The sequence below is a fragment of the Pseudoclavibacter sp. Marseille-Q434 genome (genome assembly GCF_050315415.1).
In the GTDB taxonomy this organism is placed as follows: domain Bacteria; phylum Actinomycetota; class Actinomycetes; order Actinomycetales; family Microbacteriaceae; genus Pseudoclavibacter.
The window spans coordinates 259,326-283,305 of sequence record NZ_JBNPQH010000001.1 but is presented as its reverse complement, the minus strand read 5'-3'; the positions used below and the strand labels follow the sequence as shown (position 1 = coordinate 283,305).

Sequence of the window (23,980 nt, the reverse complement as noted above, 5' to 3'; positions counted from 1 at the left end):
GCACCCGACCGGGACACCGGTCCCGCATCGCTCGCGCTCGGTCAGGCGGTGCCGAGATCCGGGCGCGTCAGATCCGGCTGCCGGGGTCCGGTCAAGGAGGCCGTGCGCGGGATGAGCTCGATGTCCGGCACCGGGTCGAGCGTCAGGCGCGCGTGCGTCTCCACGTCGAAGCGCTGCTTCCCGTAGCGCAGCTTCTGTCGTTCGATGCCCTCCGGCCGGAAGCCAGCGCGGCTCGCGACGCGGCAGGACGCGGCGTTGCCTGTTCGATGCCCCAGCTCGAGGCGGAAGAGGCCGAGTTCCGTGAACGCCAGGTCGGCGATCGTCGCGAGGCCCCGCGTGGCGAGGCCCTCCCGCGCCCCCTTCGCAAGCCAGTAGTAGGCCCAGCCCGTCTGGTGCACGTGCTCGATGTTGCTGAGCCCCACGTTGCCGACGGCGATGCCGTCGACGATGATCGCCAAGTCGTGCTTCGCCGTGCCGGAGACGAGGTGCTGCGCCATGTACGAGACGAAGTCGAGTTCCGTCGAAGGCACCCCTCCCGGGAATTGCGCTGCGAGATCGGGCGACGTTCGCATCGCGTTCGCAAGGGCAGGGGCATCGTCGGCCACCCATGGTCGGAGGTGTGCATCCACCCCCGCAGTGTCGCATCTGCACATGTGCTCAGTCGGAGACGACGCGCGGGAACGCGGAGGACGACGTAACATGTACAGGCTTCGGAGCCGGTGGGGGAACATCAGCGTCGGTCTGCGAGACCTCCGAAGCTCGCTCACTTCGCCAGATCGGACGACTTCATGACCTCAGAAACGCTCACGCCTGCCCCGCGGCGGCTGAACCACGGACTCCAGCGGATGCTCGGTCGCGACACCCACGAGCAGGGGCGCGCCGCGACGCCGCTCGAGCTGCTCTACGACCTCGCGTTCGCCGCGTCGTTCGCCGCCGCCGGGAATCTCTTCGCCCACGGCATCGCGGAGGGACACACGGTGCCCGCGATCATCGGCTTCGGCTTCGCGATGTTCTCGCTGGTCTGGGCCTGGATCAACTTCTCCTGGTTCGCCTCGGCCTTCGACACCGACGACTGGCTCTTCCGGCTGCTGACGATGGTGCAGATGGCGGGCGTTGTCATCCTCGCCCTCGGGCTCCCGGCCATGTTCGAGTCCATCGATCACGGCGAGGTGCTCGACAACCGCGTCATGATCGCGGGCTACGTCGTCATGCGCGTCGCACTCGTCTGCCAGTGGCTCCGCGCGGCCAGGGGCGGCTCGCGGTACCGGACGACGGCCATGACGTACGCGGTCTTCGTCTCCGTCGCCCAGATCCTCTGGATCGTCGTCGCGATCCTGCCGCTCACGCTCGTCTTCGCATTGCTGGGCGGGCTCCTCGCTCTCCTCGTCGAGATCGCCGGCCCTCTCGTCGCCGAAAGCCGCGGTGCCAAGAACGGCACGGCAACGCCCTGGCACGCGCACCACATCGCCGAGCGCTACTCGCTGCTTGCGATCATCGCGCTCGGAGAAGGGGTCTTCGGCACGATCGCCGCCGTCACGACCATCACGACCGAGTACGGCTGGAGCTTCGACGCGATCGTGCTCGTCGTCGTCGGCATGGTGCTCATCTTCGGCATGTGGTGGGTGTACTTCATGGTGCCAGCGGCCGAGGTGCTGCACGTCCACCGCGAGCGCTCGTTCCCGTGGGGCTACGGCCACTTCTTCATCTTCGCGTCGATCGCCGCGACCGGAGCTGGTCTCCACATCGTGGCGTACACGTTCGACGAGCACTACCACGTGAGCGACGTCACGGCGGTGCTCGCCGTCGCGATCCCCGTGCTGATCTTCCTGCTCACGGTGTTCACGCTCTACTCGTACCTGCTGCGCACGATCGACGCGTTCCACACGCTGCTCGCGCTCGCATCCGTCGCCGTGCTCGCTGCCAGTGTCGTCATGGCCGCCAACGGCGCCAGCATCTCGGTCAGCCTGCTCGTCGGGATGCTCGCACCCGTCGTCGTCGTGATCGGCTACGAGTCGGTGGGGCACCGCCACGCCGCGGCGCACCTCGACCGCATCGAGCAGGACGCGCCCGCGCCCCACTAGCTCCGCCGCGGGTGCCGCCGCGTCTCCACCCATCCCGAGTCTGCTGGCGCCCGGGACGAGACTGGCGGCGGCTCGCGCGCGCCCGCCCCTCCTACCTGACGCGGCGGCGCCAGGCTCCGGTCGCGTACAGCGACCAGGCGATGAGCACGGGCTGGAAGAAGAGGCGAAGGAAGCGCTTCTTGTCGGTGTCGAGCCCGAACGCGTCCCGGCGGTGCACGAACTGCGCGAGGTTGCCGGGGAACACGGCCGCGAAGAACGCCGCGGCCACCCAGCCGACGGTCGGCCGCTGGGCTCGACGGGCGAAGAGCAGCGACAGGCCAAGCGCGATCTCGGCGACTCCGGATGCGAGCACCACCTGGTCGGTCGTCAGGGGCGCGTACCTGATCACCGACTTCGGCACCTGCGCCTTGAACTCATCCCGCGCGACGGTTAGGTGCGTGACCCCCGCGAAGACGAGGAAGCCGCCGAGGAGCACGCGCTTGACGGTCCGAAGCCGCGAGGTGGGTGCCTCGTCGGCGAGTCGGATATCCGTGCTCTTGATCGCCATGATCGTCACGCCTTCCGGGCCGTCTTGCCGAACCGGAATGCCATCACGAGCTGCGTGATGCCGCCGATGATGAGGATGAACGCGACGATCCAGAGCATCACGACGACGATCCCAGCCGGCCACAGCAGGATCAGCAGACCTGCGACGATGCTGAGCGCGCCCGAGATGATCGCGAACCAGCGCGACTGGTCGGGGGACGCATCCGCGAGCGATGCGATGCCCTCGATGATCCAGGTGATGGCGATGAGGATGCCGAGCGCGTCGATGAGCGCCGCGGGCTGCACGAGCGCGAGGATTCCACCGGCGATCAGCAGCAGGCCGACCACCGCGTTGAAGACGCGCCACCCGGTGGGGAGCCCCTTGGAGACGATGGCGCGCACGAGACGCAGCACTCCGGTGAACACGAAGAAGATGCCGAAGACCCACGCGATGGCGGTGAGCGCCTTCTCGGGGAAGGCCAACGCGACGATGCCGAGGGCGAGTGCGACTGCGCCGCCGATGCCGAAGATCCAGCGCAGCGTCGTCACCTGCTTCGGGCTCAGGCGCGTCGGGTTGAGGTTGAAACGCACGATGGGGGTGGACTGGCTCACTGCGGACTCCTTCAGCGGGGGATGCGCCGCGCGCGGCGTCGACGCCCCTCGTCCGGAGAGCGAGGGGTTGCCGTCATCCTAGTGACGAAGCGCGCGTCGCAGGCCCACCGACGGCGTGGGCTCTTCGTCCATCCTCCGACCGTCCCTGAGGGTGATGACGGCGTCTGCCGCCGAGATCTCGTGGGCGTCGTGACTCGCGACGACGATCGTCCTGCCGCGTGCCGCGAGTGCGGCGAGGCAGGTTGCGATGCGCTCGTTCGATTCGGCGTCGACGCCTGCCGTCGGCTCGTCGAGGAGGAGCAGCTCGGTGTCCTGCGCGATGCCCTGCGCGATGAGCGTGCGCTGCCGTTGGCCGCCGGAGAGCTCGCCGAGGAGCCGTCCGCGCAGAGGGCCGAGGCCGAGTTGCTCGATGGCTTCGCGCACGTGCTGGGCGTCGGAGCTCCGGCGCCCATCCGCGTGCGCTCGACGGCGCAGGCGGAGGCCGGTTCGTGCTCGCTCGGCCCACCTGCCCATCGCGACCGCTGCCCCGACGGTCATCGGGAAGGCCTCTGGGAGTCGGGCGTGTTGCGGCACGAAGGCGATCCGCCCAGGGGATGCGTCGAAGTCGTGCCATTCGAGTGATCCGGAGGTGAGCGGCGTGGTTCCGGCGAGCACGCCGAGCAGCGTGCTCTTGCCTGAGCCGTTGTGTCCGACGACGACCGTGATCGCGGCGCGGGCGATCTCGAGCGAGACTCCCGCGAGCGCCTCGTGGGAGTCGTAGCGGACAGTTGCGTTCGCGAGTGTGGTGAGGGCGGCCATGCTCGAACCCTATCGGTAATGAGAAGCGTTTTCATTATGCTACGGTCCTTCCTCGTGCCCTTCCTCACCGATCCCCTCGAAGCGAGCTTCTTCGCCAGAGCCCTCATCGGCGGCTCCCTCGCCGCCGTCCTGTGCGCCTGCGTCGGCACCTGGGTCGTGCTGCGCGGCATGGCCTTCCTCGGCGAGGCGCTGGCCCACGGCATCCTGCCCGGCGTCGCACTCTCTGTGCTCCTCGGCTTCCCGCCCGTCGCCGGCGCCGCCGCCTCTGCCGCCGTCATGGCTGTCGGCGTGCGCACCCTGACGAAGCGCACCCGCCTCTCGAACGACACCGCCATCGGCATCCTCTTCGTCGGGATGCTCGCGCTCGGCATCGCGATCGTCTCGAGATCGGGGAGCTTCGCGGTCGACGTCACGGCCATGCTGTTCGGCGACGTGCTGGCCATCGGACCGGCAGAGCTCTGGCTCATCGGCGCATCCCTCGTGCTCGCGGTCGCCGGACTCGCCTTCTTCCACCGCGGGTTCACGGCACTCGCCTTCGACGAGCGCAAGGCCTTCACCCTCGGCCTGCGCCCGGAGCGCGCGAGCCTCGCCCTCATCGCGCTCGTCGCGCTCGCCGTCATCGCGTCGTATCAGGCCATCGGCACCCTGCTCGTGACGGCGCTCCTCCTGGCTCCGCCTGCCGCCGCATCCCTCACACGCAAGAGCGTCGTCGGCATCATGGCGCTCGGCAGCGCCATCGGCGTCGCCGCTGTGGTGGTCGGCCTCTACGCCTCCTGGCACCTCGCGATCGCCGCCGGCCCCGCCATCGCGCTCGCCGCCGTGCTGTCCGTCGCCGTCGCCGCGCTCGTGCGTCCGGCCCGGCTCCGCGGCGCGCACGCCCGCACCTCCTCCGCATCCACCGCTCCAGCAGAAAGCGTCACGTCTTGCCCCGCACACGCCTAACCCTCCGCCTCTCCCCCGCATCCGTTCGTCGACACCCCCTCGTCGCCACCCTGGCGGCGGTCGGGATGCTCACCCTCGCCGGGTGCGCCTCCCCCGTTCCCGAGGATGCGGCGCCCGCCGGAAGCGCTGCGCCCGAGGAGCAGCCGCACGGCTTCGTCGCCGGCGCCGAGGAGCTCACGGAAGCCCAGTCGAGCATCGCGAGCATCGGAGCGGACGGCTCCGTGAACGTGCTCAACCTCCTGACTGGCGAGAGCTCGACGCTCGACTCCGTCGCCAACCCCGTCTGGGCGGCGAGCGATGGGCGATTCGTCTTCACGGGGTCCGGAGCTGACGGCGACGGCACCACGCAAGTGATCGACACGGGTGTGTGGACGGTGCCGCACGGCGACCACGTGCACTACTACCGCACAGCTCCGGGCATCACCGGGGAGCTCGCGGAGGCGGGACCCGCCCGCGTCTCCTCGGACGAGGCCGTCGCAGCCCTCAGCTTCGAAGACTCCGGGACCACCGTCATCCTCGATCGTCACGCACTCGGACAGGGCGAGGTGGTCGAGCTCGCCCGAGTCGAGTCCACCGCCCACGGTGCGGCCGCAGCCCCGGTCGGCGATGCGGTCGTCGCCAGCAGCGTCGAGTCGCCAGGCGGAGCGCCGACGCTGGGCGCCTATTCGCTCGACGGTCAGGACCTGGGCGTCGACGTCGAATGCCCGGGACTGGGCGACGTCCAGCAGACGAGCCTCGGTGCGACCTTCGCGTGCTCCGACGGCCTCGTGTTCGCAGCTGCCGCGGAGGCAGGCGCCGAGTCCGCGGCCCCCGCCCTCACCAAGGTCGCCTATCCGGCGGTCAGCAGCACGACAGCCCAGGGCGCTGCACCCGTCGGCCCGGCGAGCTCGCTCGAGAACCGCCCGCACCGGCCCGCCGTCGCAGGCCCGGCCGGAGACGCAGGCATCTGGCTCGCCTCGTCCAGAACGCAGGAGCTGAGCTTCATCCCCACTGCGGACCCGATCCTCACCGCCGTGGCAGTCGCCGACGACAGCAGCCGCATCGTCGCTGTCGACCGCCAAGGCACGCTGCTGGTCATCGACGGGGAGACCGGTGAGGTGACCGGCACGCAGGCCGGGCTCATCGGCACCCCGGACTCCGCCGCGAGCGTCCACCTCTCCGTCGACACGAGCCGCGCCTACCTGAGCACTCCAGCCTCCACCGACCTGCACGAGATCGACTACAAGGACAGCGCCCGCATCGCCCGCACCCTCGACCTCTCCTCCGCCCCGGCCTTCGCCTTCGAGACGGGGAACTGACCATGACCAGCCGCACCCAGCCCCCGACCCTCCGGACGATCGCCGCCGCGTTCGCCGCCGTGACCATCACGGCGAGTCTCGCGTCCTGCGGCGCGACGGGAACCGACGACCGACCCGAGATCGTCGTGACCACGAACATCCTCGGCGACGTCGTCACCGAGCTCGTCGGCGACCAGGCCACCGTCACGACCCTCATGAGACCCGGCGCCGACCCGCACTCCTTCAGCCTCTCCGCGCAGGAGGCCGCCTCCATCGAGAACGCCGACCTCGTCGTCTCCAACGGGCTCGGCCTGGAGGAGGGAGTCGCGCAGCACCTCACGCAGGTCGACGCGGCGGGCATCCCCCACTTCGTCGCGAGCGACGCCTTCGAGCCACTCGCCTACACGGAAGGGGACGCGGAAGGCATGGACGACCCTCACTTCTGGACCGACCCGGCCAGGATGTCGGCGGTCGTCGACGCCCTGAGCCGCCAGCTCTCGACGGACGTCGACGGCCTCGACCAGGCGGCGCTCGATGCCTCGGTCGCCGACTACTCCGGTCAGCTCGACGAGCTCGACACGTGGATGCAGGCCCAGTTCGACACCATCCCGAGCGCGTCGAAGAGCCTCGTCACCAACCACCACGTCTTCGGCTACCTGGCAGACCGGTTCGGCTTCACCATCGTGGGCACCGTCATCCCCGGTGGGACGACGCTGGCCGCGCCGAGCGCCGCCGACTTCGCCGAGCTCAGCGCGGACATCACGACCGCCGGCGTCTCCACGATCTTCGCCGATGCATCGAGCCCGGACGACCTCGCCCGCGCCCTCGCGAACGAGGCTGGCATCGACGTGCGCGTCGAGCCGCTGTTCACGGAATCGCTCACCCCGGCGGGCGGCGGTGCCGAGAGCTACCTCGAGATGATGCGCGCCAACACGGAGCGCATCACCTCAGGCCTCGCGCCCTGATGCTCCGACCGGCCCCGACCACGATCCCCCATCCCAGAAGCAAGTCCGCACACAGAAAGGTCTCCATGACCATCGCATCACCATCGAAGACGCGCGGCGCCATCGCCGTCACCGCCCTCGGCATCCTCGCCCTGACCGGCTGCGCGCAGACCACCCCGGCCGCCCCGGTGAAGCGGCGGCAACCCCCGGGTCCGCCTCCGCACCTGCATCCGAGACGGTCACGCTCACCTACGACGGCGGACTCGTCGTTCTCGACGCCGCGACCCTCGAGGTGGTCGGCGACGTGCCCATCGAGGGATTCACGCGCGTCAACCCCGTCGGCGACGGCCAGAACGTGCTGGTGACGACCGAGACCGGATTCCAGGTGCTCGACACCCAGCAGCCGGCCCTGACCGGCCTCACGTTCGAGGGCTCCAAGGCCGGCCACGCCGTGCCGCACGCCGGCAAGACCGTGCTGTTCTTCGACGGCACCGGCGACTCCGTCATCTTCGACACGGATGCGCTCCTCGCCGACAACACGACGCTGCCGGAGACGACGACGGTCGAGAGCGACGCCGCTCACCACGGGGTGTCGATCGAGCTCTCCGACGGCACGTTCGTGACCACGCTCAGCGACCGCACCGGCATCGTCGCGACCGACGCCGACGGCAACGAGGTCGCCCGCTCGACCGAGTGCCCCGGCGTGCACGGCGAGGGCACCGTGAAGGATGAGGTCGTCATCGTGGGGTGCGAGAATGGCGCGCTCGCCTACGCGAACGGCGAGATCACCAAGCTCTCGTCGCCGGACGACTTCGGTCGAATCGGCAACATGTTCACGACCGAGGAATCGGCCATCGCGCTCGGCGACTACAAGTCGGATCCGGACGCCGAGGGCTACCTCCTCCAGGCCTTCAGCCTCGTCGACACGGCGGCCGGCACCATCTCGGTGCACGAGCTCCCCGAGGGTGTCGGCTACACCTTCCGCGACCTCGGTCGCGGCTCGGACAACGAGGCGATCATCCTCGGCTCCGATGGCTCGCTGCACCTCTTCTCTGAGGCGGACGGCTCGCTCATCACCTCGATCCCGGTCATCGACGCGTGGGAGGGGCCGGCCGAGTGGCAGGATGCCCACCCCGCGCTGAAGGTGCAGGACGGCATCGCGTACGTCACCGACCCGGCGACCAGCAGCATCCACGCGGTCGACCTCGAGACCGAGGAGATCACCACCTCGGAGACGCTCCCCGGTGTGCCGAACGAGATCGCGCTGAGCTAGAGCGGCCACCCGCAGGATTCCGCGGCTCGGCAGTACCGCACGAGCCTGAGCGAAACCCGGGGCGCATGGGGAGCACTCCCCATGCGCCCCGCAAGCGAACGGCAATATGATTCTGAACAGCGAGGCCCTCAGCCCCGCGATTGCAGGCATCGTGCTTCAGTGAAGCAGACGACAAGGAGAATGAGCATGCGCAGCGAGCTATTCGCGGAAGCGAACCGGGAGAGCCAGAGCACCGAGCGTTGGGTGCTGCAGTCGAAGAAGATGCTGCGCGTCGGCTTCGGCCCAGAGGTCCTCGCGGCCAAGGGCGCCATGGTCGCCTACCAGGGCCAGTTCGACTTCAAGCACGAGGGCTCCGGCGGCCTCGGCAAGTTCATGAAGAAGATGGTCTCGGGCGAGGGCGGCTCGCTCATGCGCGTCGGCGGCCAGGGTGAGGTCTTCTTCGCCCGCCAGGGCGCGGACGTCTTCACGCTCACGCTCGAGGGCGAGGGCATCACCATCAACACGTCCAACCTCCTCGCCTTCGACGCGAACCTGCAGTGGGACATCAAGATGCTCGCGAACGCGGGCATGATGACGGGCGGCCTCTTCAACCTCGAGGTCGGCGGACACGGCACCGTCGCCGTCTCGAGCGACGGCCCGCCCATGGTCCTCGACTGCTCCGTGCAGCCCACCTTCGTCGACCCGCAGGCGGCGATCTGCTGGTCGCAGAACCTGCAGCCGACCATCAAGAACGACTTCAAGATGGGCTCGCTCATCGGCCGCGGCTCGGGCGAGTCGTTCCAGCTGGCATTCCACGGGCCCGGGTTCGTCGTCGTGCAGCCGAGCGAGGGCGTGCCGATCGTCGCCACCGCCTGAGGAGACCGGGCAGGTTCGGCGCTGAAGGGCGGCACCGAGTTCGTCGTCGACGTCGGTTCAAGCGCACTGAGCTGAACGACGCGGCAGCATGACGGAGGCGGGTGGTGGATCGAGGAGATCCGCCACCCGCCTCCGTCATGCCCGGCCGGACCGCGCTCGGCCGGTCAGCGTCGCTTCTTGAAGAGCGTGCCGAACACGCCGCGCACGACCTCGCGCACGATCGTCTGGCCGGTGCGCGAGCCGAGGAGGTCGCTCACGACATTGCCGCCGCCCGTATCCTGCCTCGCCCTGGTGGTGGTGCGGGTCTGCGTGCGCGAGCGCGTGGCCCTCTCGGCGCGCTCCCGCTCCTTCGCATCCTTCGCGGCCTGCTTCTCGGCCTCGGCGGCCGCAGCTTCCGCGCGCTCCCGCTCTGCCGCGGCGTTCATCTTCGACGTGAGCACCTCATGCGCCGACTGCGGATCGAGCACCGGCGCATACCGCGGGTACAGGGACGACGAGGCGACGAGCTGCCGGAGGCCATCTTCCGGGGTCGGCGACATGGATGCCTGCGGGGCGCGCAGCCGAGTCCAGGCGACCGGTGAGGGCGCGCCCTTCTCGTTCATGACCGTGACGATCGCCTCACCGGTGGCGAGCTGCGTGAGCACCTCTTCGAGGTCGTACCCGCTCTTGGGATACGTGCGCACCGTCTGCCGCAGAGCGGTCGCGTCGTCTGGCGTGTGTGCCCGCAGCTGGTGCTGGATGCGCGAGCCGAGCTGGGCGAGCACGTCGTCCGGCACGTCCTTGGGCGTCTGCGTGACGAAGAAGATGCCGACGCCCTTGGAGCGGATGAGCCGAACCGTCTGCGTGATCTGCTCGATGAATGCCTTCGAGGCGCCGGAGAAGAGCAGGTGCGCCTCGTCGAAGAAGAACACGAGCTTCGGCTTGTCGAGGTCGCCGACCTCGGGGAGCTCGTTGAACAGGTCCGCGAGCAGCCACATGAGGAACGTCGAGAAGAGCGCCGGGTTGCTGGCCACTCCGGGGAGCTCGAGCAGGCTGACGACCCCACGCCCGTCGTCCGTGACACGCAGGAACTCACGGGTATCGATCTCGGTCTCGCCGAAGAAGATGTCAGCGCCCTGCTCGGAGAAGTTCACGAGCTCCCGCAGGATCACGCCGGCGGTCTGCTTCGAGAGGCCGCCGATTCCCTCGAGCTCGGCCTTGCCTTCTGCGCTCGTGAGGTACTGGAGCACCGTGCGCAGGTCCGACAGGTCCACGAGCGCGAGCCCGTGCTCATCTGCGAAGTGGAAGACGAGGCCGAGGCTCGACTCCTGCGTCTTGTTGAGGCCGAGCACCTTGGACAGCATGAGGGGTCCGAAGCTCGACACGGTCGCGCGGATCGGAACGCCGATGCCCCGCCCGCCGAGCGAGAACACCTCGGTCGGCGCGGCAGCGGGCACCCAGTCCTGGCCGATGCCCCGCGTGCGCGCGAGCAGCTTGTCGTTCGGCTCACCCGGGGTGGCGATGCCGGACAGGTCTCCCTTGATGTCGGCCGCGAACACGGGCACCCCAGCCGCCGAGAGCTGCTCGGCGAGCACCTGCAGGGTCTTCGTCTTGCCGGTGCCAGTTGCCCCAGCGACGAGCCCGTGGCGATTCGTCATCGCAAGCGGGATGCGCACCGGCACCCCTGGCACGGCCTCGCCGTTCACGATGGCGCCGATCTCGAGCGCAGCCGCCTCGAACGCGTACCCGGCACGCACGGCCTCGAGCTGCTGCTCGTCCAGCGGACCGGAGACGCTCGCCGCGGTGGCGGGAGCGGGAGCGGGCTCGGGCACGGGCTCGGACTCGGCGGCCGCGGAGGCCTCAGCCTCTGCCTCGGCGGCAGCGAGGGCGGCCGTGGCTTCCTCGAGTGCTCTGCGTGCGGCTTCGATACGGGCATCGGCGTCAGTCATGGCACCAGGCTAGTCACTCCTAGACTTGGTTCCATGCCTCAGCTGGAAGCGTCCGTGATCGTGCCACTCTCCCCCGACGACGCGTTCGCGCTCGCGCACACCGTCGGCGAGGCACGCAGCTGGGACCCTGGCGTCGTCCGCAGCCAGTACATCCGCGGCGCAAGCGCACCCCACCCTGGCGCGCACTTCTTCACGAAGACCCCGAGCGGGCGGCGCATGATCCTCGAGCTGCGTGTTGTGCACGCGCCGCTCATGAGCGCCGCAGAGATGGTCAAGGGCCCGGCCTGGCTCGCCTCGTTCGGTGAGGGCTGGCGGTTCGAGGCCGTCGACGGCGGCACGAAGGCGACCTGGAAGTACACGTACAAGCTCGCTTCCCCGGTCTTCGCCTCGACGCTCGGAGCTGCGACGAAGCCCGTATTCGACCGCGAGCTCAAGGAACGTGCCGACGCGTTCGCATCATGGGCCGAGCAGCTCGCCGCCGTCTGACAGCGGAACCGCTAAGCGGCTGGCAGGTAGGCGGCCCACTCCGGCAGCTCACGCTCGACGCTGCGCGGTGACCAGCCGGTGGCCCGCGGCGGCCGTGGGGTGAGGCGAAGTCGCCACCCCATCTCCCCCGGCGTCTTGTCGCCCTTGACGTTGTTGCAGCGCAGGCAGCACGCGACGAGGTTCTCCCAGCTGTCGCGCCCTCCTCTCGAGCGGGGCAGGATGTGGTCGATCGTGTTCGCGAACCCGTCGCAGTAGCCGCACCGGTTCGCGTCCCGGCGCAGCACTCCCTTCCGGCTGACGGGCTGCATGCGCGCCATGGGCACGCGCACGTACCTGGTGAGCAGGATGACGCGAGGCCGCTCCCAGACGCCGCTGGACGCGAGCACGGGGTGCTCCTCATCCACGTCGATGACGCTCGCCTTGCCGTGGAGCACCAGCACGAGCGCCCGCCGGTCGGAGACCACCCCGAGTGGTTCGTAGCCTGCGTTCAGGACGAGAGTTCGCATCGCGGACCTGCTTTCGCATCCGTACGAAAAAAGGGCACCGCCCGGATCGGCGGCACCCTTGAATCGAGTAGGTAGATGGACTGACGAGACTCGTCGGCCTGTATTCGCATGGTCTGACAGGCTTCACCGCTCTGGTAGACGTCGAGGGCTGAGCACGCGCGCGCATCCGTGGCGTGGATGCTGCTGCGTGCCCTCATTGACGCTCCCGAGTGTCGTCGATCTGGCATCAGCGTAGACCACGCATGCAGAATGCGGGAGGGGCATCTTCGCTTGTTCACGGGCCGGAAAGGCCCGAGACAGGAAGCTGCCCCTCCCGCATCAGGAGGACCGAGGGGTCAGAGGCGCACGAAGTAGTAGCTGCCACCGGCGTCGAGGCCGCCGAGCTCGACCATGCGACCCTCGGTCGGAGCGTCGATCATCTGTCCGTTGCCGGCGTAGATGCCGACATGGAAGTTCGGGAAGATGACGAGGTCGCCCGGCTGCGGGTCGGAGACACGCGTTCCGGCGGCCGCCTGCGCGCTCACGCCGTGCGCGACATCCACACCGTGGAGGCCGAAGACGTACTTCACGAGACCGGAGCAGTCGAAGCCGTCTGGCGTCGCTCCCCCGAACACGTACGGCGAGACGCCGATGAACTGCGAGGCGGTCTCGACGACGCTGGCGCCGACAGCACTCTGTCCGGTCGCTCCGCTGGCGTCAGCCCTTGTCGCGTCTGCCGAAGTCGCGTCGGCCGTTGGCTCGGGCGTCGCCACGGCGGCGACCTGGTCTGCACTGAAGCTGACGACCGATGTCTCGGTGCGGTCGGTGACGGTCTCTGGTGCAGGAACGGCGGGAGTCGCATCGGCAACCGCATCGGCGATGGCCGCCTCGACGGATGCCTGGTCGTTCTGCGCGTCTGCGTTGGTGTCGTCGGAGGTGCCGTCCTGGGCTGTCACGGCACTGGAGAGGCTTGCCTCGCTGGCCGGCGCCGCCATCGTGCTCGGCACGATGGCGCCTGCGGTCGTGACGGCGGCGAGCGACGCCGCGATGGCGAGGCCGCCGGCGACGCGGCGCCGGGCGACGAGCTGCTTGGGGCGTGGGGCACGGATCGTCATGGCGCGCTCGCCCGCGAACGATGCTGGAACCGCGGGTCCGGATGAGGCCGCTCCGGCGGACGTGGCCGCGGCCTGCTCGGCAGGGACGACCGAGAGAAGCGAGGTCATCGCGTTGCGCTCGATGCGACCCGTCTCTTCGATCTGAGCGGATGCAGAGGACAGATGGTTGGCGACGGAGGCGAACGCCGATGCGCTCAGCGACTTCGTGGCAGCTGCGACGGGGCGCACACCGGTCTGGCGTTCGATGGCGCGTGCCTCGCGACGAGTCAGCGTGGTGCTCATGGATTTCCTTCGGGTGGAGCTGAGCACCAACCGGTGCCCTGGACTCCGACGAGCGTAACCGTTTATAACGGAATTGTCACGCTCAGATCACAGAAGCATCCCAAAACGTCACGTTTAGGTCACGAACAACGACGCCGCGCACAGCAGATGCTGTGCGCGGCGTCGTGATGCAACGAGTCCGAACTGGCCGAACCTAGTTGAACGTGTAGTACACGGGGTTGCTCCACCAGATGGAGCGGTACTGCACGACCTTGCCGCCGTATCCGGGTGAGTCGATGACCATTCCGTCGCCGGCATAGATGCCGATGTGCGCTCCTGGCTGCACGACGAGGTCGCCGGGCTGGGGGCTGGACGTCTGGCGGGCGCCTGCGATCTGGTTGCTGACCGATCCAGACAGCGAGATGCCCTGCGTGGCGTAGACGGCCTTGGTGAGATCGGTGCAGGCGGGGAAGTACGAGCCGACGTAGCTGTGCGCGGCGGCGATCAAGCTCGACGTGTCGACGTTGCCCGATCCTGATGAGGAAGCACCTGACGAGGATGACGACGACGAGGTCGTCGAGGTCTGGCTGCTGGTGCCGCCGCCGGACGATGTGCTGGACGACGTCGACGACTCCGCCTCTGGCTCCTGAGTCTCCTCGGGAGTCGGCGTCGGGGTCGGGGTCTCGGCGACCGCGGCCAGGTCGTCGCTCGAGATGGAGACGACGGTCGAGTCAGTGCGGTCGACGGCGACCTCGGGAGCCGCAACGAGGGCGACTTCCTCGGCGGGCGCAGCTTCCGCGGCGGGAGTCGTGGTGGCGTCGGCGGGAGCGGCAGTTGCGTCCGGTGCGGTCGCTGCGACCAGGTTGGCCTGTGACTGCACCTCGCTCTTGCCATCTGCGACAGCCGCTGGGACGACGATGCCTGCCGTGGCGGCGGCGGCAACCGTCGCGGCGGCGGCGAAGCTCGCGGCCGTGCGGCGGCGACCGCGGGCTACGAGCGCGGCCGGCTTGGCCGCACGGATGCTCACCGCTCGGCCCGTGAGGGCTTCCGAGATGGGGGTCACGTCGGCCGAGGGCGCATCGTCGGCCTGCTCGGCTGCCTGGAAGGCGGCGCGGTCGACAGCGGGCGCAACGGGAAGGACAGAGACGAGCGAGCCGTGCTGGTTGCGCTCGATGCGAGCCGTGTCGTGCACGGATGCTGCTGTGGCGTCAGGGCGCGAGGTCTCCGCAGCCGAGAGCTCGGCGATGGACGCGTCGATGACCGGGGCAGAGACGCCGGTGACTGCCGCGGGAGCCGCGGCGGGCCGAACTCCGGTCTGCCGCTCGATCGCGCGGGCTTCGCGGCGGGTCAGCACCTTGGTGCTGTCCGTGCGCGGGGTGCTCGATGTGCTCAAGACTTCTCCTCGGGTGTTTTCGAACACCGTTGGAGCCGGCATCCTCGACGCGTACGAGCCTACACAAAGGTCACAGAATTGTCACGGCCAGGTCACAAATCGATGCACGTGGAATCACGGAGCCATAACGACGAAGCGCGCCCAGCAGAAGCTGGACGCGCTTGTCGAGGTGAATCGCTGCTTAGCGGAGCGTCACGTAGTAGGGGCTGCCCCACGAGATCGAGCGGTACATGACCGACCGCGAGCCGTCGCCCGGATCGTCGATGACCATTCCGTTGCCCGCGTAGATGCCGATGTGCTCGCCGGGCCAGACGACGAGGTCGCCGGGCTGCGGGTTCGTGGTCGGTGTGCCCATCGCTGCCTGCGCGGAGACGCCACGCGGGAGCGAGATGCCGACTGCTGCATACGCAGCCTGCGTCAGCAGGTCACACGACCCGAAGAGCGTGCCGACGTAGCTCATGGCGGCGGAAGAGACGCTCGACGAGTCGACGCTGAGTCCACCGGTCGAAGCCGAAGTGGCCTGGCCGGAGGTGCTTCCGCCGGTGGACGTCGTGCCACCGGTCGAGGCGCGGGTGTCTGCCGTTGCCGAGGGCTCAGGAGTTGCGACGACTTCGGCGACCTGGTCGCTCGAGAACGTCACGACGCTCGACTCGGTGCGGTCGACCGCGACCTCGGGGGCCGCGACGAGGTCGACAGAGACCTGCTCAGCGGTCGCTTCCTCGGTGGCCTCGGCTGTCGCGCTGGGCTCGGCCGCCGGAGCGTCCGTCTCAACGGTCGTAGCGGCGACGAGGTTGGCCTGGGCCTGGTCGGCACCGTTGCCGTCAGCCACTGCGGCCGGAACGACGACGCCAGCCGTCGCAATCGCGGCTGCCGTGGCAGCGGCGGCGAAGCCACCTGCCGTGCGTCGACGCTGGCGAGCGACGACTGCGGCAGGCTTGGCAGCGCGGATGCTCAGCGAGCGCCCCGTGAATGCCTCGGGGATCTCGATGACCTCGGCGAGCTTCGTCTCGACGGCCTCATCGCCAGCGACCTGTGGCAGTGCCGTGGTCGTGGGAAGCACGGAGACGAGCGCACCGAGTTCGTTGCGCTCGATGTGAGCTGTGTCGTGCACAGATGCAGAGGGCGCTGAGGTGATCTCTGCGACCGAAGCCTCGATCACCGGCGCGGACACACCCGCGACACCGACGGTCGCCACCGGGCGCTGGCCCGTGCGGCGCTCGATCTCACGAGCCTGGCGTCGCGTCAGCGGTGCCGTGGCGTTCGAAAAGTTTTCCAAGTCGTTCCTCCAGCGCCTGACTCCTGGGAGCCGATCCCGCTCTTGCCTGTTACCAGGGGAAGCTAGGTCGAGGAGCGGGATGCGGCGCCTCGGCCTGCCAGCTATGCAGATTGCATAGCTCATGACTCGGACAACACTAGTGGAAAACCTGTGAATTGTCACGCTTCGGTGTCAGAACCCTAACGCCGAGGTAACGAGTCCCGGAATAGAGCGGAAGTCAGGCGCTTCGAGGTCCGCAGAACGCGGAGGAGATCTTCAGCTGGCCGTGACCAGATCTCAGCCTAGCGCACCTTCGGGGCTCAGGATCGCATCCACGTAGACGTGTTCTGCGGTTTCCAGCGAGACCTCCACACCGATGCCGCCGGACGCGGGCAGGAGACCGATCCACGCACCGCGACGCTGCAGCGTGACCTGGGTGCCAGGAAGGACCCCGGCCTCGCGGAGCAGCGTAAGGGTCTGCAGGTCGGACTGGACTGGCTCGCCGAGGCGACGCACCTTCGCGAGGACCGGCTCGGTCGACGTCGCGCCGCTCGCCGCGACCTCGAGCAGCGTCGAGACGCTCACGACGCCGGACAGGAACTCCTCAGCGGGCTCGGCGCCGAACTCGTCGAGCCCGGGAATCGGCGTGCCGTACGGCGACTCGCTCGGGCGCCCGAGCATCTCGAAGATGCGCTGCTCGGCCTCGTCGCTCATGACGTGCTCCCAGCGGCAGGCTTCTTCATGCACCTGCGCGAGGTCCAGGCCGATCACGTTCGCGAGCAGCCCCTCGGCGATGCGGTGCTTCCGAAGCACTCGGGTGGCTTTCGCCCGACCGTCGATGGTGAGCACGAGCCTGCGGTCGCTCGCGACGGAGACGAGTCCGTCGCGCTCCATGCGGGCGATCGTCTGCGACACCGTCGGCCCCGAGTGGCCGAGCCGCTCGGAGATCCGAGCGCGAAGCGGGGTGATGCCCTCTTCCTCGAGGTCGAGAATGGTGCGGAGATACATCTCCGTGGTGTCCACCAGATTGGTCACGCCCCGCCACCTCCCGTTGCATTGGTCCGCCAAGCCTAGCGGCGAGCGAGGCCACTCGCGCGCATAGGCTTGCAGCATGCCTGACATTCGCATCCCGACTGAGTTCATTCCGCTCGACGGCCGATTCGGCTGCGGCCCGTCGGTTGTACGGCCCGCACAGATCGACCACCTCGTCGCAGGGGCCACGAGCATCCTCGGCACCTCGCACCGCCAAGCGCCGGTGAAGGACCTGGTCGGCCGGGTCCGCTCCGGGCTCTCGTCGCTCTACCGACTTCCCGACGGCTACGAGGTCCTCCTCGGCAACGGCGGGTCGACCGCGTTCTGGGACTCGGCTGCCTTCGGCCTGATCGCCGACCGCGCCCAGAACCTGACGTTCGGCGAGTTCGGCGGGAAGTTCGCCAAGGCCGCAGCCGCCCCGTGGCTCACAGCCCCTGACGTGCGCTCCGCCGAGCCCGGCACCATCGCCGCCCCCGAGGCCCTTGCCGGTGTGGACGTCTATGCCTGGCCGCACAACGAGACGTCGACGGGCGCGATGGCCCCCATCCGCCGCGTGCACGGTGACGAGGGCGCACTGACCGTCATCGACGCGACGAGCGCTGCCGGCGGCGTCGACATCGACATCAGCGAGACGGACGTCTACTACTTCGCTCCGCAGAAGAACTTCGGTTCGGACGGTGGCCTCTGGATCGCGATCGCGTCGCCCGCCGCTCTCGAGCGAATCGAGCGCATCGCGGCCTCAGACCGCTACATCCCCGACTTCCTGAAGCTCAGCCACGTGGTCGAGAACTCGCGGAAGAACCAGACGCTCAACACCCCCGCGATCTCGACGCTCCTGCTCCTCGAGGCCCAGCTCGACTGGATCAACGGCAACGGCGGACTCGCCTGGGCCGACAGCCGGACCCGCACATCCTCCGGGATCATGTACGACTGGGCCGAGGCCTCGGCGTATGCGACCCCGTTCGTCTCGAACCCGGCGGAACGCTCGCAGGTCGTCACGACGATCGACTTCAACGACGACGTGGACGCCGCCGCGATCGCTGCGGCTCTCCGTGCCAACGGCATCGTCGACACGGAGCCCTACCGCAAGCTCGGCCGCAATCAGCTGCGGGTCGCGACCTTCACCTCCGTCGACCCCGACGATGTCCGACGTCTCACCGGTGCTATCGACTACGTGATCGAGCACCTGGGCTGAGTCGATCTCTCGCGCTGAGCGAGAAGCGACGCACGAAGAAGGGGCGTCACCAGCAGCTGCTGGTGACGCCCCTTCCCTCTCCGCGGAAGGTGCCCGCGTCGCGCTAGTCCTCCGTGCGAGCCGTGTCCGCAGCGGTCGAGTCCGCGGCCCGCGAGTCGTCGGGAGGCGTCTCAGGCTCGAAATCGACGCCATCGAACACGTCGTCCATGTCGTCGGCGAACTCGCGGATGTCGGCTGCCTCACCGAATTCGACGGGATCCTGCGCCGGGAGCTCGTCCTCGCTTCTCGGCACGACCACCACGCGGCGGCGCTTGCCCCGAGCCTTGGCCTTCGCGGGCTCGGCGTGCACCGCAGCGACCCGGTCGGATGCGACGGGCCCGTCGGCCGAGTCGGCCGCACCCGTTTCAACGACCGGCGCGGCGTCTGCCGCCTTGACGGCCTTCTTGCGCTTCCGACGCTCGGGCTTCTGCGGGGCAGTCTCGTCGGATGCCTCGTCCGGCCTGCCGTCGGTCAGCTCGATCGCCTCGGGACTGGCCTGGTCGACACGCTTGCGCCGCGACTTCTTCGGCTTGCCCTCGCTCGGTGCTTCGTCGACGGCAGCGCCGGAGGCGTCCTCGGGAGTGCCACCGCGCTCAACGCTGCCAGCCGCGAGCTCGTCTCCAGCCTCCGATTTCGCCTTCTTCGCGGACTTGTCCTTCTTGCGCTTCTTCTTCTTCGGCTTCTCAGCCGCTGCGCCCGCGTCGATATCCTCGGCGGAAGCGAGCTGACCCGGCTCAGCGGCGGTGGCCTCGTCCTCACCCGACTCAGCGCCTGTCGGCTCGACTTCGGCGGTCCCATCGGCGCCGATGCGGCGACGCGTACGAGTGCGGCGGATGCGCTTGCTCGACTTCGGAGCGGGCTCCTCACCCGTCGCCTCGGCCGGCTCGCCGCCGACCTCGGCGGCTTCACCGGCCTCGAGCAGCTGGGCGGCCTCGTAATCGGCGAGTCGGTCGGACCACGGCACCCACGAGGGTGCGAGCAGAGCCCCGTCTCCGGGCAGCAGCTCGACCTCGAGCACCGTCGGCTCCGCCTGGTCGACGAGCCGAACCAGCGAGACGTTCCAGCGCCAGTCCGGGTATCCAGGCAGGCGGGTCGTGTACTGCAGGGTGTAGACCCCGTCATCCGTCTCCGGGACGACGGCGACGAGCTCGCCGAGCTCCGAGGCCGGCGTCACGTCCAGCAGCGCGGCCCACGCGAGCCGTCGCGAAGGTTCGAGCTCGGCCGCGTCGAGGGCGACCCCGAGCGGGGCTGGAAGCACGGCCTCGTTCGTCATCAGGCGTCCAAGTCGTCCGCGACGCGACGGAGCATCGCTGCGATCTTCGCGCCCTGCGGCTTCTCTGGGTAGCGGCCTCGACGCATCGCGCCGCCGACCGTGTCGAGCAGCTTCACGAGGTCCTCGATGATGACCGCCATGTCATCAGGCGACTTGCGCTGGATGCGCGCGACGCTCGGGGGCGCCTCGAGGACGCGAACCGACAGCGCCTGCGCACCGCGTCGGCCGTCGGCGATGCCGAACTCGAGCTTCGTTCCCGGGCGCACCGACGAGGTCCCTGCTGGCAGCGCCGTCGCGTGCAGGAAGATCTCCTGACCGTCGTCGGCCGCAATGAAACCGAATCCCTTGTCCTCGTCGTAGAACTTCACCTTGCCGGTGGGCATGGCCATCTCCTTGTTCGGCGCGTAGAGCACCAGATCGAACTTTCACAGGCGGGGCGGCGAACTTCGTCTCCCCTGGTCGGCCGCGGCGTGCGGCTGATCCGAACCAGTCTACGGTGGCGCGCATGTCGATTAGTCTGGTTCGGTGACCTCTTCCAACGGCGCCCCCATCGCGAAGGGCGAACGCATCCTCGCATTCATGTCCCTCGGCATCGCGGCGATCTCGTTCATCGCGCTCCTGGTGCTTCTCGCGACGCCGCTTCTCGGCATCGAAGTGGACGCAACCAATCCCATCTGGCCGACGCTGCTCTTCGTCACCTACCTCGGGTTCCCGATCGCGTTCCTCCTCATCCTCTCGCTCATCATCTGGCGCGTCGTCGCGAACCGACGTTCGCGGGGCAGGTCCGAGAACTGATCGACGCCTCCCCGAGCGCGCTGCGGGTGCTCCAACTCCTCCGCAGCCTCGATCGCACCGACCTCGCCGCCCTCGCAAGCTGGCGCAGGTTGTCGATGCGCGGCTCGAACGGGGCCATGGACATCGCCGAGGCCCTCGCAGATGAGGCCGACATCGGCGAGGCCGTGGGCAAGCTCGGCTGGCGGGATGCATCCCGCTTGGCTTCGGGCTCGGTGGAGGCGCTGCAGAACGCGCGGCTTCGCGGTCTCGCCGTCGGCACACCGGAGGCTCCCGAGCTCCTGCCCGCCGCATCCGCCGCGCTCACCCGACAGCTCGCCGGGGCGGGCGACGACGTGTCGGTCGAGCGGGCGAACCTCGCGCCGCTCCCCCAGGCCACAGAGCGCGCCCACGGCGCAGCGCAGCTCGCGGCGGACGCGATCGCCTCGCTCGACCTCGCCCCGCGCGCCTACCGGGACGGTCGGGGTGGCCTGCAACTCGGCGCCACGACGGTCCGGCGCATCGCCGCCGAGCTGCACACCGAGCAGACCGTGCTCTCGCCGCTCTTCGAGTGGATGCTCGACCTGGGCCTCTGCAGTCCGGTCGCGGATGCCATGCGCCCGACGGCCGCCGGGCGCGCATTCAGATTGAGCGCCCCGCTCGATCGCTGGCGCCGACTGGCCGAGTGCTGGCTGGCCGAGCTCAGCGTGGCGAACCGCGCAGGCCTGCTCCGCGACAGCGCGAGCCACGCGACCCCGCAGACGGAGCTCCTCGGGCTGACCGTCGAGGGCCGACTCAGCCAGCTCGGGCTCCTGCTCACGCACGACGACCTCCGGGCCGCGGCAGAGCTCCTCGCGTCCGCGCTCCCTGAGGAGGTGGCAGGCGTCTACCTGCAGCCCGACCTCTCGATCATCGCGCCCGGCCCGCTCGCCCCCGTCGACGAGCAGGCGCTGCAGGCGGTGGCGTCCCTCGAGCGACGCGGGCTCGCGTCGAGCTACCGCCTCTCCGAGGCGTCCGTCACGCACGCCCTCGGCACGGGCCTCTCCATCGCCGAGATCGAGGCGACGCTGGCGAGGCTCTCCCTCACGGGCATCCCGCAACCGGTCGAGTACCTGCTCCGCGAGGCCTCGAACCGGCACGGTCGGGTCCGGGTCCGCGAGCATCCCGTGAGACCGGGGACCATCGTCACGAGCCAGGACCCAGCCCTCATGGACGCGCTCCGGGTGGATGCCGCGGTCGCTCCGCTCGGGCTGCGCCAGTCGGGGGAAGGCGCGCTCGTCTCCTCAGCCTCTCGAGACACGGTCGTGCTGATGCTCCTCGACGCTCGATACCCGGCCAGCGCCGAGAACGCCGAGGGCCAGCTCGTTCCTCTGCGACCGAGGGAGACGGCCCCCGACCGGGAGCTCGGTCCCAGTGACGCGGCACTGCGCTTCGCCGACGCGTTGCACGACGAGGCGACCCGGCTCGATGCCGGCGACGACGCGCAGACGTGGGTGCAGCGGCAGCTGGAGGTCGCCAGGCGGGCGAAGAGCGAAGTGACGGTGAGAGTCGACCTCGGCGGCGGCAAGGAGACCACCCTCCGACTCGTCCCGATGAGCGTCGCGGCGGGACGCCTGCGAGCGCGCGACCTCGCGGCCGACGTCGAGCGAACCCTGCCGATCCGCGCGATCCTCGAAGTCCAGCTCTCCGAACAGCCGGACGTCGAGTAGCGCCCACGCATTCGGAGCGCTTCACCGACAAGCACTCAGGCGCACCGATGCCGACGAGTATGATCGACCGTTATGGCACTTGGACCGTTGATCGTACAGAGCGACAGAACTGTCCTGCTCGAAGTGGCGCATCCCGACGCCGAAGCAGCCCGCCACGCGCTGGCCGTGTTCGCCGAACTGGAACGCGCACCCGAGCACATTCACACCTACCGCATCACGCGCCTCGGGCTCTGGAACGCACGCGCCGCCGGGCACGAGGCCGACGAGATGCTCGACGTGCTCGAGCGCTTCGCGAAGTTCCCGGTGCCCGCCTCGGTCTCCGCGGAGATCCGCGAGACGGTGGCGCGCTACGGCAAGCTCGTGATCTCCCGAGACGATGACGGTGAGCTCATCGTCTCCAGCGACGACCCCGCCGTGCTCCTCCAGATCTCCAAGGCCAAGCACGTCGCGCCGCTCCTCGAAGGACCGACCGGCGAGTCAGGATTCCGTGTCCAGGCCTGGGCACGCGGCGAGCTCAAGCAGCAGCTCGTGAAGCTCGGCTGGCCGGCCGAGGACCTCGCCGGGTACACCCCTGGCACGCCGCACGCCATCGCGCTCGACGAGTCCGAGTGGCAGCTGCGCGACTACCAGCGCTCCGCCGTCGACCACTTCTTCGAGGGCGGCTCTGGAGTCGTCGTGCTTCCCTGCGGCGCAGGAAAGACCCTGGTGGGTGCCGGTGCGATGGCCACGGCGTCCACAAGCACCCTCATCCTCGTGACCAACACCGTCTCCGCGAGGCAGTGGCGCGACGAGCTGCTGCGCCGAACCACGCTCACGGAGGAGGAGATCGGTGAGTACTCGGGCGAGATCAAGGAGATCAAGCCCGTCACGATCGCCACGTACCAGATCCTCACGGCGCGCCGGAAGGGTGTCTACACGCACCTCTCGCTGCTCGATGCCCTCGACTGGGGCCTCATCGTCTACGACGAGGTGCACCTCCTCCCGGCCCCCGTCTTCAAGCTCACGGCCGAGCTGCAGGCGCGCCGACGGCTCGGCCTCACCGCGACGCTCGTGCGCGAGGACGGCCGCGAGGGCGACGTGTTCAGCCTCATCGGGCCCAAGCGGTTCGATGCCCCGTGGAAGGACATCGAGGCGCAGGGCTACATCTCGCCGGCCAAGTGCTACGAGGTGCGCGTCGACCTCCCGTACGAGACCCGCATGGAGTACGCCGCGGCGAGCGACGACGAACGCTACCGCATCGCCGCCACGGCACCGGCAAAGCACGAGCTCGTGAAGGCCCTCATCCGCAAGCACGAAGGCGAGAACATCCTCGTCATCGCGCAGTACCTCGATCAGATCGACAGCATCGCCGAGGAGCTGGGCGTGCCGAAGCTCACCGGTCAGACGCCCATCGCCGAACGCGAGGAGCTGTTCCAGGCGTTCCGCGAGGGACGTGAGAAGGTGCTCGTCGTATCGAAGGTGGCGAACTTCTCGGTCGACCTCCCCGACGCGTCCGTCGCCGTGCAGATCTCCGGCTCGTACGGGTCGAGGCAAGAGGAGGCCCAGCGCCTCGGTCGCCTGCTGCGTCCGAGCTCGAGCGGCGTGACCGCGTCGTTCTACACGCTCGTCTCGCGCGAGACGGTCGACCAGGACTTCGCGCAGAACCGGCAGCGCTTCCTCGCCGAGCAGGGCTACTCCTACGAGATCCTGGACGCCGACGCGATCCTCGCACCCGCCTAGCAGCAACCGACC

The 23,980-nt window shown here is 69.2% G+C and carries 23 protein-coding genes; 11 read left to right on the top strand and 12 right to left on the bottom strand.

The window, feature by feature from the left end; genetic code table 11:
• Positions 1-41: 41 nt before the first annotated feature.
• Positions 42-653: a GNAT family N-acetyltransferase gene (locus tag ACQFZP_RS01405; RefSeq protein WP_283245116.1), complete on the bottom strand. Its 612-nt coding sequence runs from the start codon at positions 651-653 to the stop codon at positions 42-44.
• Positions 654-788: 135 nt separating this feature from the next.
• Between ACQFZP_RS01405 and ACQFZP_RS01400 the strand changes: the two genes are divergently transcribed.
• Positions 789-2,081, top strand: coding sequence for a low temperature requirement protein A (locus ACQFZP_RS01400; RefSeq protein ID WP_211890098.1), 1,293 nt, complete (start codon positions 789-791; stop codon positions 2,079-2,081).
• A 91-nt stretch (positions 2,082-2,172) separates the two neighbouring features.
• Here the strand turns inward: ACQFZP_RS01400 and ACQFZP_RS01395 are convergent, their stop codons facing one another.
• The 3 genes from ACQFZP_RS01395 to ACQFZP_RS01385 all read right to left on the bottom strand — a co-directional run bounded on the left by ACQFZP_RS01395 (position 2,173) and on the right by ACQFZP_RS01385 (position 4,016).
• Positions 2,173-2,628 (bottom strand): DoxX family protein, encoded by a 456-nt coding sequence (locus tag ACQFZP_RS01395; protein WP_211890097.1) that lies wholly within the window; start codon positions 2,626-2,628, stop codon positions 2,173-2,175.
• A gap of 5 nt (positions 2,629-2,633) precedes the next feature.
• Positions 2,634-3,218: an HdeD family acid-resistance protein gene (locus ACQFZP_RS01390; protein ID WP_211890096.1), complete on the bottom strand. Its 585-nt coding sequence runs from the start codon at positions 3,216-3,218 to the stop codon at positions 2,634-2,636.
• Between the two features lie 78 nt (positions 3,219-3,296).
• A complete protein-coding gene (locus ACQFZP_RS01385) occupies positions 3,297-4,016 on the bottom strand; it encodes a metal ABC transporter ATP-binding protein (protein ID WP_211890095.1) in 720 nt (239 codons plus the stop codon).
• 54 nt (positions 4,017-4,070) lie between these two features.
• On the opposite strand from ACQFZP_RS01385, the gene aztB reads away from it, so the two are divergent.
• From aztB to ACQFZP_RS01360, 5 genes are all read left to right on the top strand, one after another.
• A complete protein-coding gene (gene aztB, locus ACQFZP_RS01380; RefSeq protein ID WP_307852715.1) occupies positions 4,071-4,958 on the top strand; it encodes a zinc ABC transporter permease AztB in 888 nt (295 codons plus the stop codon).
• On the top strand, positions 4,940-6,256 hold the full coding sequence (locus tag ACQFZP_RS01375; protein WP_211890093.1) for a hypothetical protein: 1,317 nt from the start codon (positions 4,940-4,942) through the stop codon (positions 6,254-6,256). The genes aztB and ACQFZP_RS01375 overlap by 19 nt, the downstream gene beginning before the upstream one ends.
• Positions 6,257-6,258: 2 nt before the next feature.
• A complete protein-coding gene (gene aztC / locus ACQFZP_RS01370) occupies positions 6,259-7,200 on the top strand; it encodes a zinc ABC transporter substrate-binding protein AztC (RefSeq protein ID WP_211890092.1) in 942 nt (313 codons plus the stop codon).
• 271 nt (positions 7,201-7,471) lie between these two features.
• The gene (locus ACQFZP_RS01365; RefSeq protein ID WP_307852714.1) at positions 7,472-8,452 is read left to right on the top strand and encodes a hypothetical protein; all 981 of its coding nucleotides are present in this window, start codon (positions 7,472-7,474) and stop codon (positions 8,450-8,452) included.
• A gap of 186 nt (positions 8,453-8,638) precedes the next feature.
• Positions 8,639-9,307: an AIM24 family protein gene (locus tag ACQFZP_RS01360; protein ID WP_104312463.1), complete on the top strand. Its 669-nt coding sequence runs from the start codon at positions 8,639-8,641 to the stop codon at positions 9,305-9,307.
• Positions 9,308-9,471: 164 nt separating this feature from the next.
• On the opposite strand, the gene ACQFZP_RS01355 is transcribed toward ACQFZP_RS01360, so the two are convergent.
• Positions 9,472-11,235 (bottom strand): helicase HerA-like domain-containing protein, encoded by a 1,764-nt coding sequence (locus ACQFZP_RS01355; RefSeq protein ID WP_211890090.1) that lies wholly within the window; start codon positions 11,233-11,235, stop codon positions 9,472-9,474.
• 33 nt (positions 11,236-11,268) lie between these two features.
• On the opposite strand from ACQFZP_RS01355, the gene ACQFZP_RS01350 reads away from it, so the two are divergent.
• Positions 11,269-11,721, top strand: coding sequence for an SRPBCC family protein (locus ACQFZP_RS01350; RefSeq protein ID WP_211890089.1), 453 nt, complete (start codon positions 11,269-11,271; stop codon positions 11,719-11,721).
• Between the two features lie 11 nt (positions 11,722-11,732).
• On the opposite strand, the gene ACQFZP_RS01345 is transcribed toward ACQFZP_RS01350, so the two are convergent.
• The 5 genes from ACQFZP_RS01345 to ACQFZP_RS01325 form a co-directional block, all read right to left on the bottom strand.
• On the bottom strand, positions 11,733-12,227 hold the full coding sequence (locus ACQFZP_RS01345) for an HNH endonuclease (protein WP_104253808.1): 495 nt from the start codon (positions 12,225-12,227) through the stop codon (positions 11,733-11,735).
• Between the two features lie 335 nt (positions 12,228-12,562).
• The gene (locus ACQFZP_RS01340; protein WP_249311993.1) at positions 12,563-13,603 is read right to left on the bottom strand and encodes a C40 family peptidase; all 1,041 of its coding nucleotides are present in this window, start codon (positions 13,601-13,603) and stop codon (positions 12,563-12,565) included.
• Positions 13,604-13,796: 193 nt separating this feature from the next.
• Complete coding sequence (locus tag ACQFZP_RS01335; protein WP_211890088.1) at positions 13,797-14,975, bottom strand: NlpC/P60 family protein; 1,179 nt, start codon at positions 14,973-14,975, stop codon at positions 13,797-13,799.
• A gap of 181 nt (positions 14,976-15,156) precedes the next feature.
• A complete protein-coding gene (locus ACQFZP_RS01330) occupies positions 15,157-16,251 on the bottom strand; it encodes a C40 family peptidase (protein ID WP_211890087.1) in 1,095 nt (364 codons plus the stop codon).
• Positions 16,252-16,527: 276 nt separating this feature from the next.
• A complete protein-coding gene (locus ACQFZP_RS01325) occupies positions 16,528-17,265 on the bottom strand; it encodes a metal-dependent transcriptional regulator (protein WP_179556328.1) in 738 nt (245 codons plus the stop codon).
• A gap of 76 nt (positions 17,266-17,341) precedes the next feature.
• Between ACQFZP_RS01325 and serC the strand changes: the two genes are divergently transcribed.
• Complete coding sequence (gene serC / locus ACQFZP_RS01320; RefSeq protein ID WP_179556327.1) at positions 17,342-18,457, top strand: phosphoserine transaminase; 1,116 nt, start codon at positions 17,342-17,344, stop codon at positions 18,455-18,457.
• 103 nt (positions 18,458-18,560) lie between these two features.
• On the opposite strand, the gene ACQFZP_RS01315 is transcribed toward serC, so the two are convergent.
• Both ACQFZP_RS01315 and ACQFZP_RS01310 read right to left on the bottom strand, forming a co-directional pair.
• Positions 18,561-19,769 carry a DUF3027 domain-containing protein gene (locus tag ACQFZP_RS01315; protein WP_211890086.1) on the bottom strand — a complete coding sequence of 403 codons (1,209 nt, stop codon included), beginning with the start codon at positions 19,767-19,769 and terminating at the stop codon, positions 18,561-18,563.
• Positions 19,769-20,152: a cold-shock protein gene (locus ACQFZP_RS01310; RefSeq protein ID WP_104253894.1), complete on the bottom strand. Its 384-nt coding sequence runs from the start codon at positions 20,150-20,152 to the stop codon at positions 19,769-19,771. The genes ACQFZP_RS01315 and ACQFZP_RS01310 overlap by 1 nt, the downstream gene beginning before the upstream one ends.
• 142 nt (positions 20,153-20,294) lie before the next feature.
• On the opposite strand from ACQFZP_RS01310, the gene ACQFZP_RS01305 reads away from it, so the two are divergent.
• From ACQFZP_RS01305 to ACQFZP_RS01295, 3 genes are all read left to right on the top strand, one after another.
• The gene (locus tag ACQFZP_RS01305; protein WP_104253815.1) at positions 20,295-20,564 is read left to right on the top strand and encodes a hypothetical protein; all 270 of its coding nucleotides are present in this window, start codon (positions 20,295-20,297) and stop codon (positions 20,562-20,564) included.
• A 26-nt stretch (positions 20,565-20,590) separates the two neighbouring features.
• Positions 20,591-22,249 (top strand): helicase-associated domain-containing protein, encoded by a 1,659-nt coding sequence (locus ACQFZP_RS01300; RefSeq protein ID WP_211890085.1) that lies wholly within the window; start codon positions 20,591-20,593, stop codon positions 22,247-22,249.
• Positions 22,250-22,321: 72 nt separating this feature from the next.
• On the top strand, positions 22,322-23,968 hold the full coding sequence (locus tag ACQFZP_RS01295) for a DNA repair helicase XPB (protein WP_104312473.1): 1,647 nt from the start codon (positions 22,322-22,324) through the stop codon (positions 23,966-23,968).
• Positions 23,969-23,980: the final 12 nt, after the last annotated feature.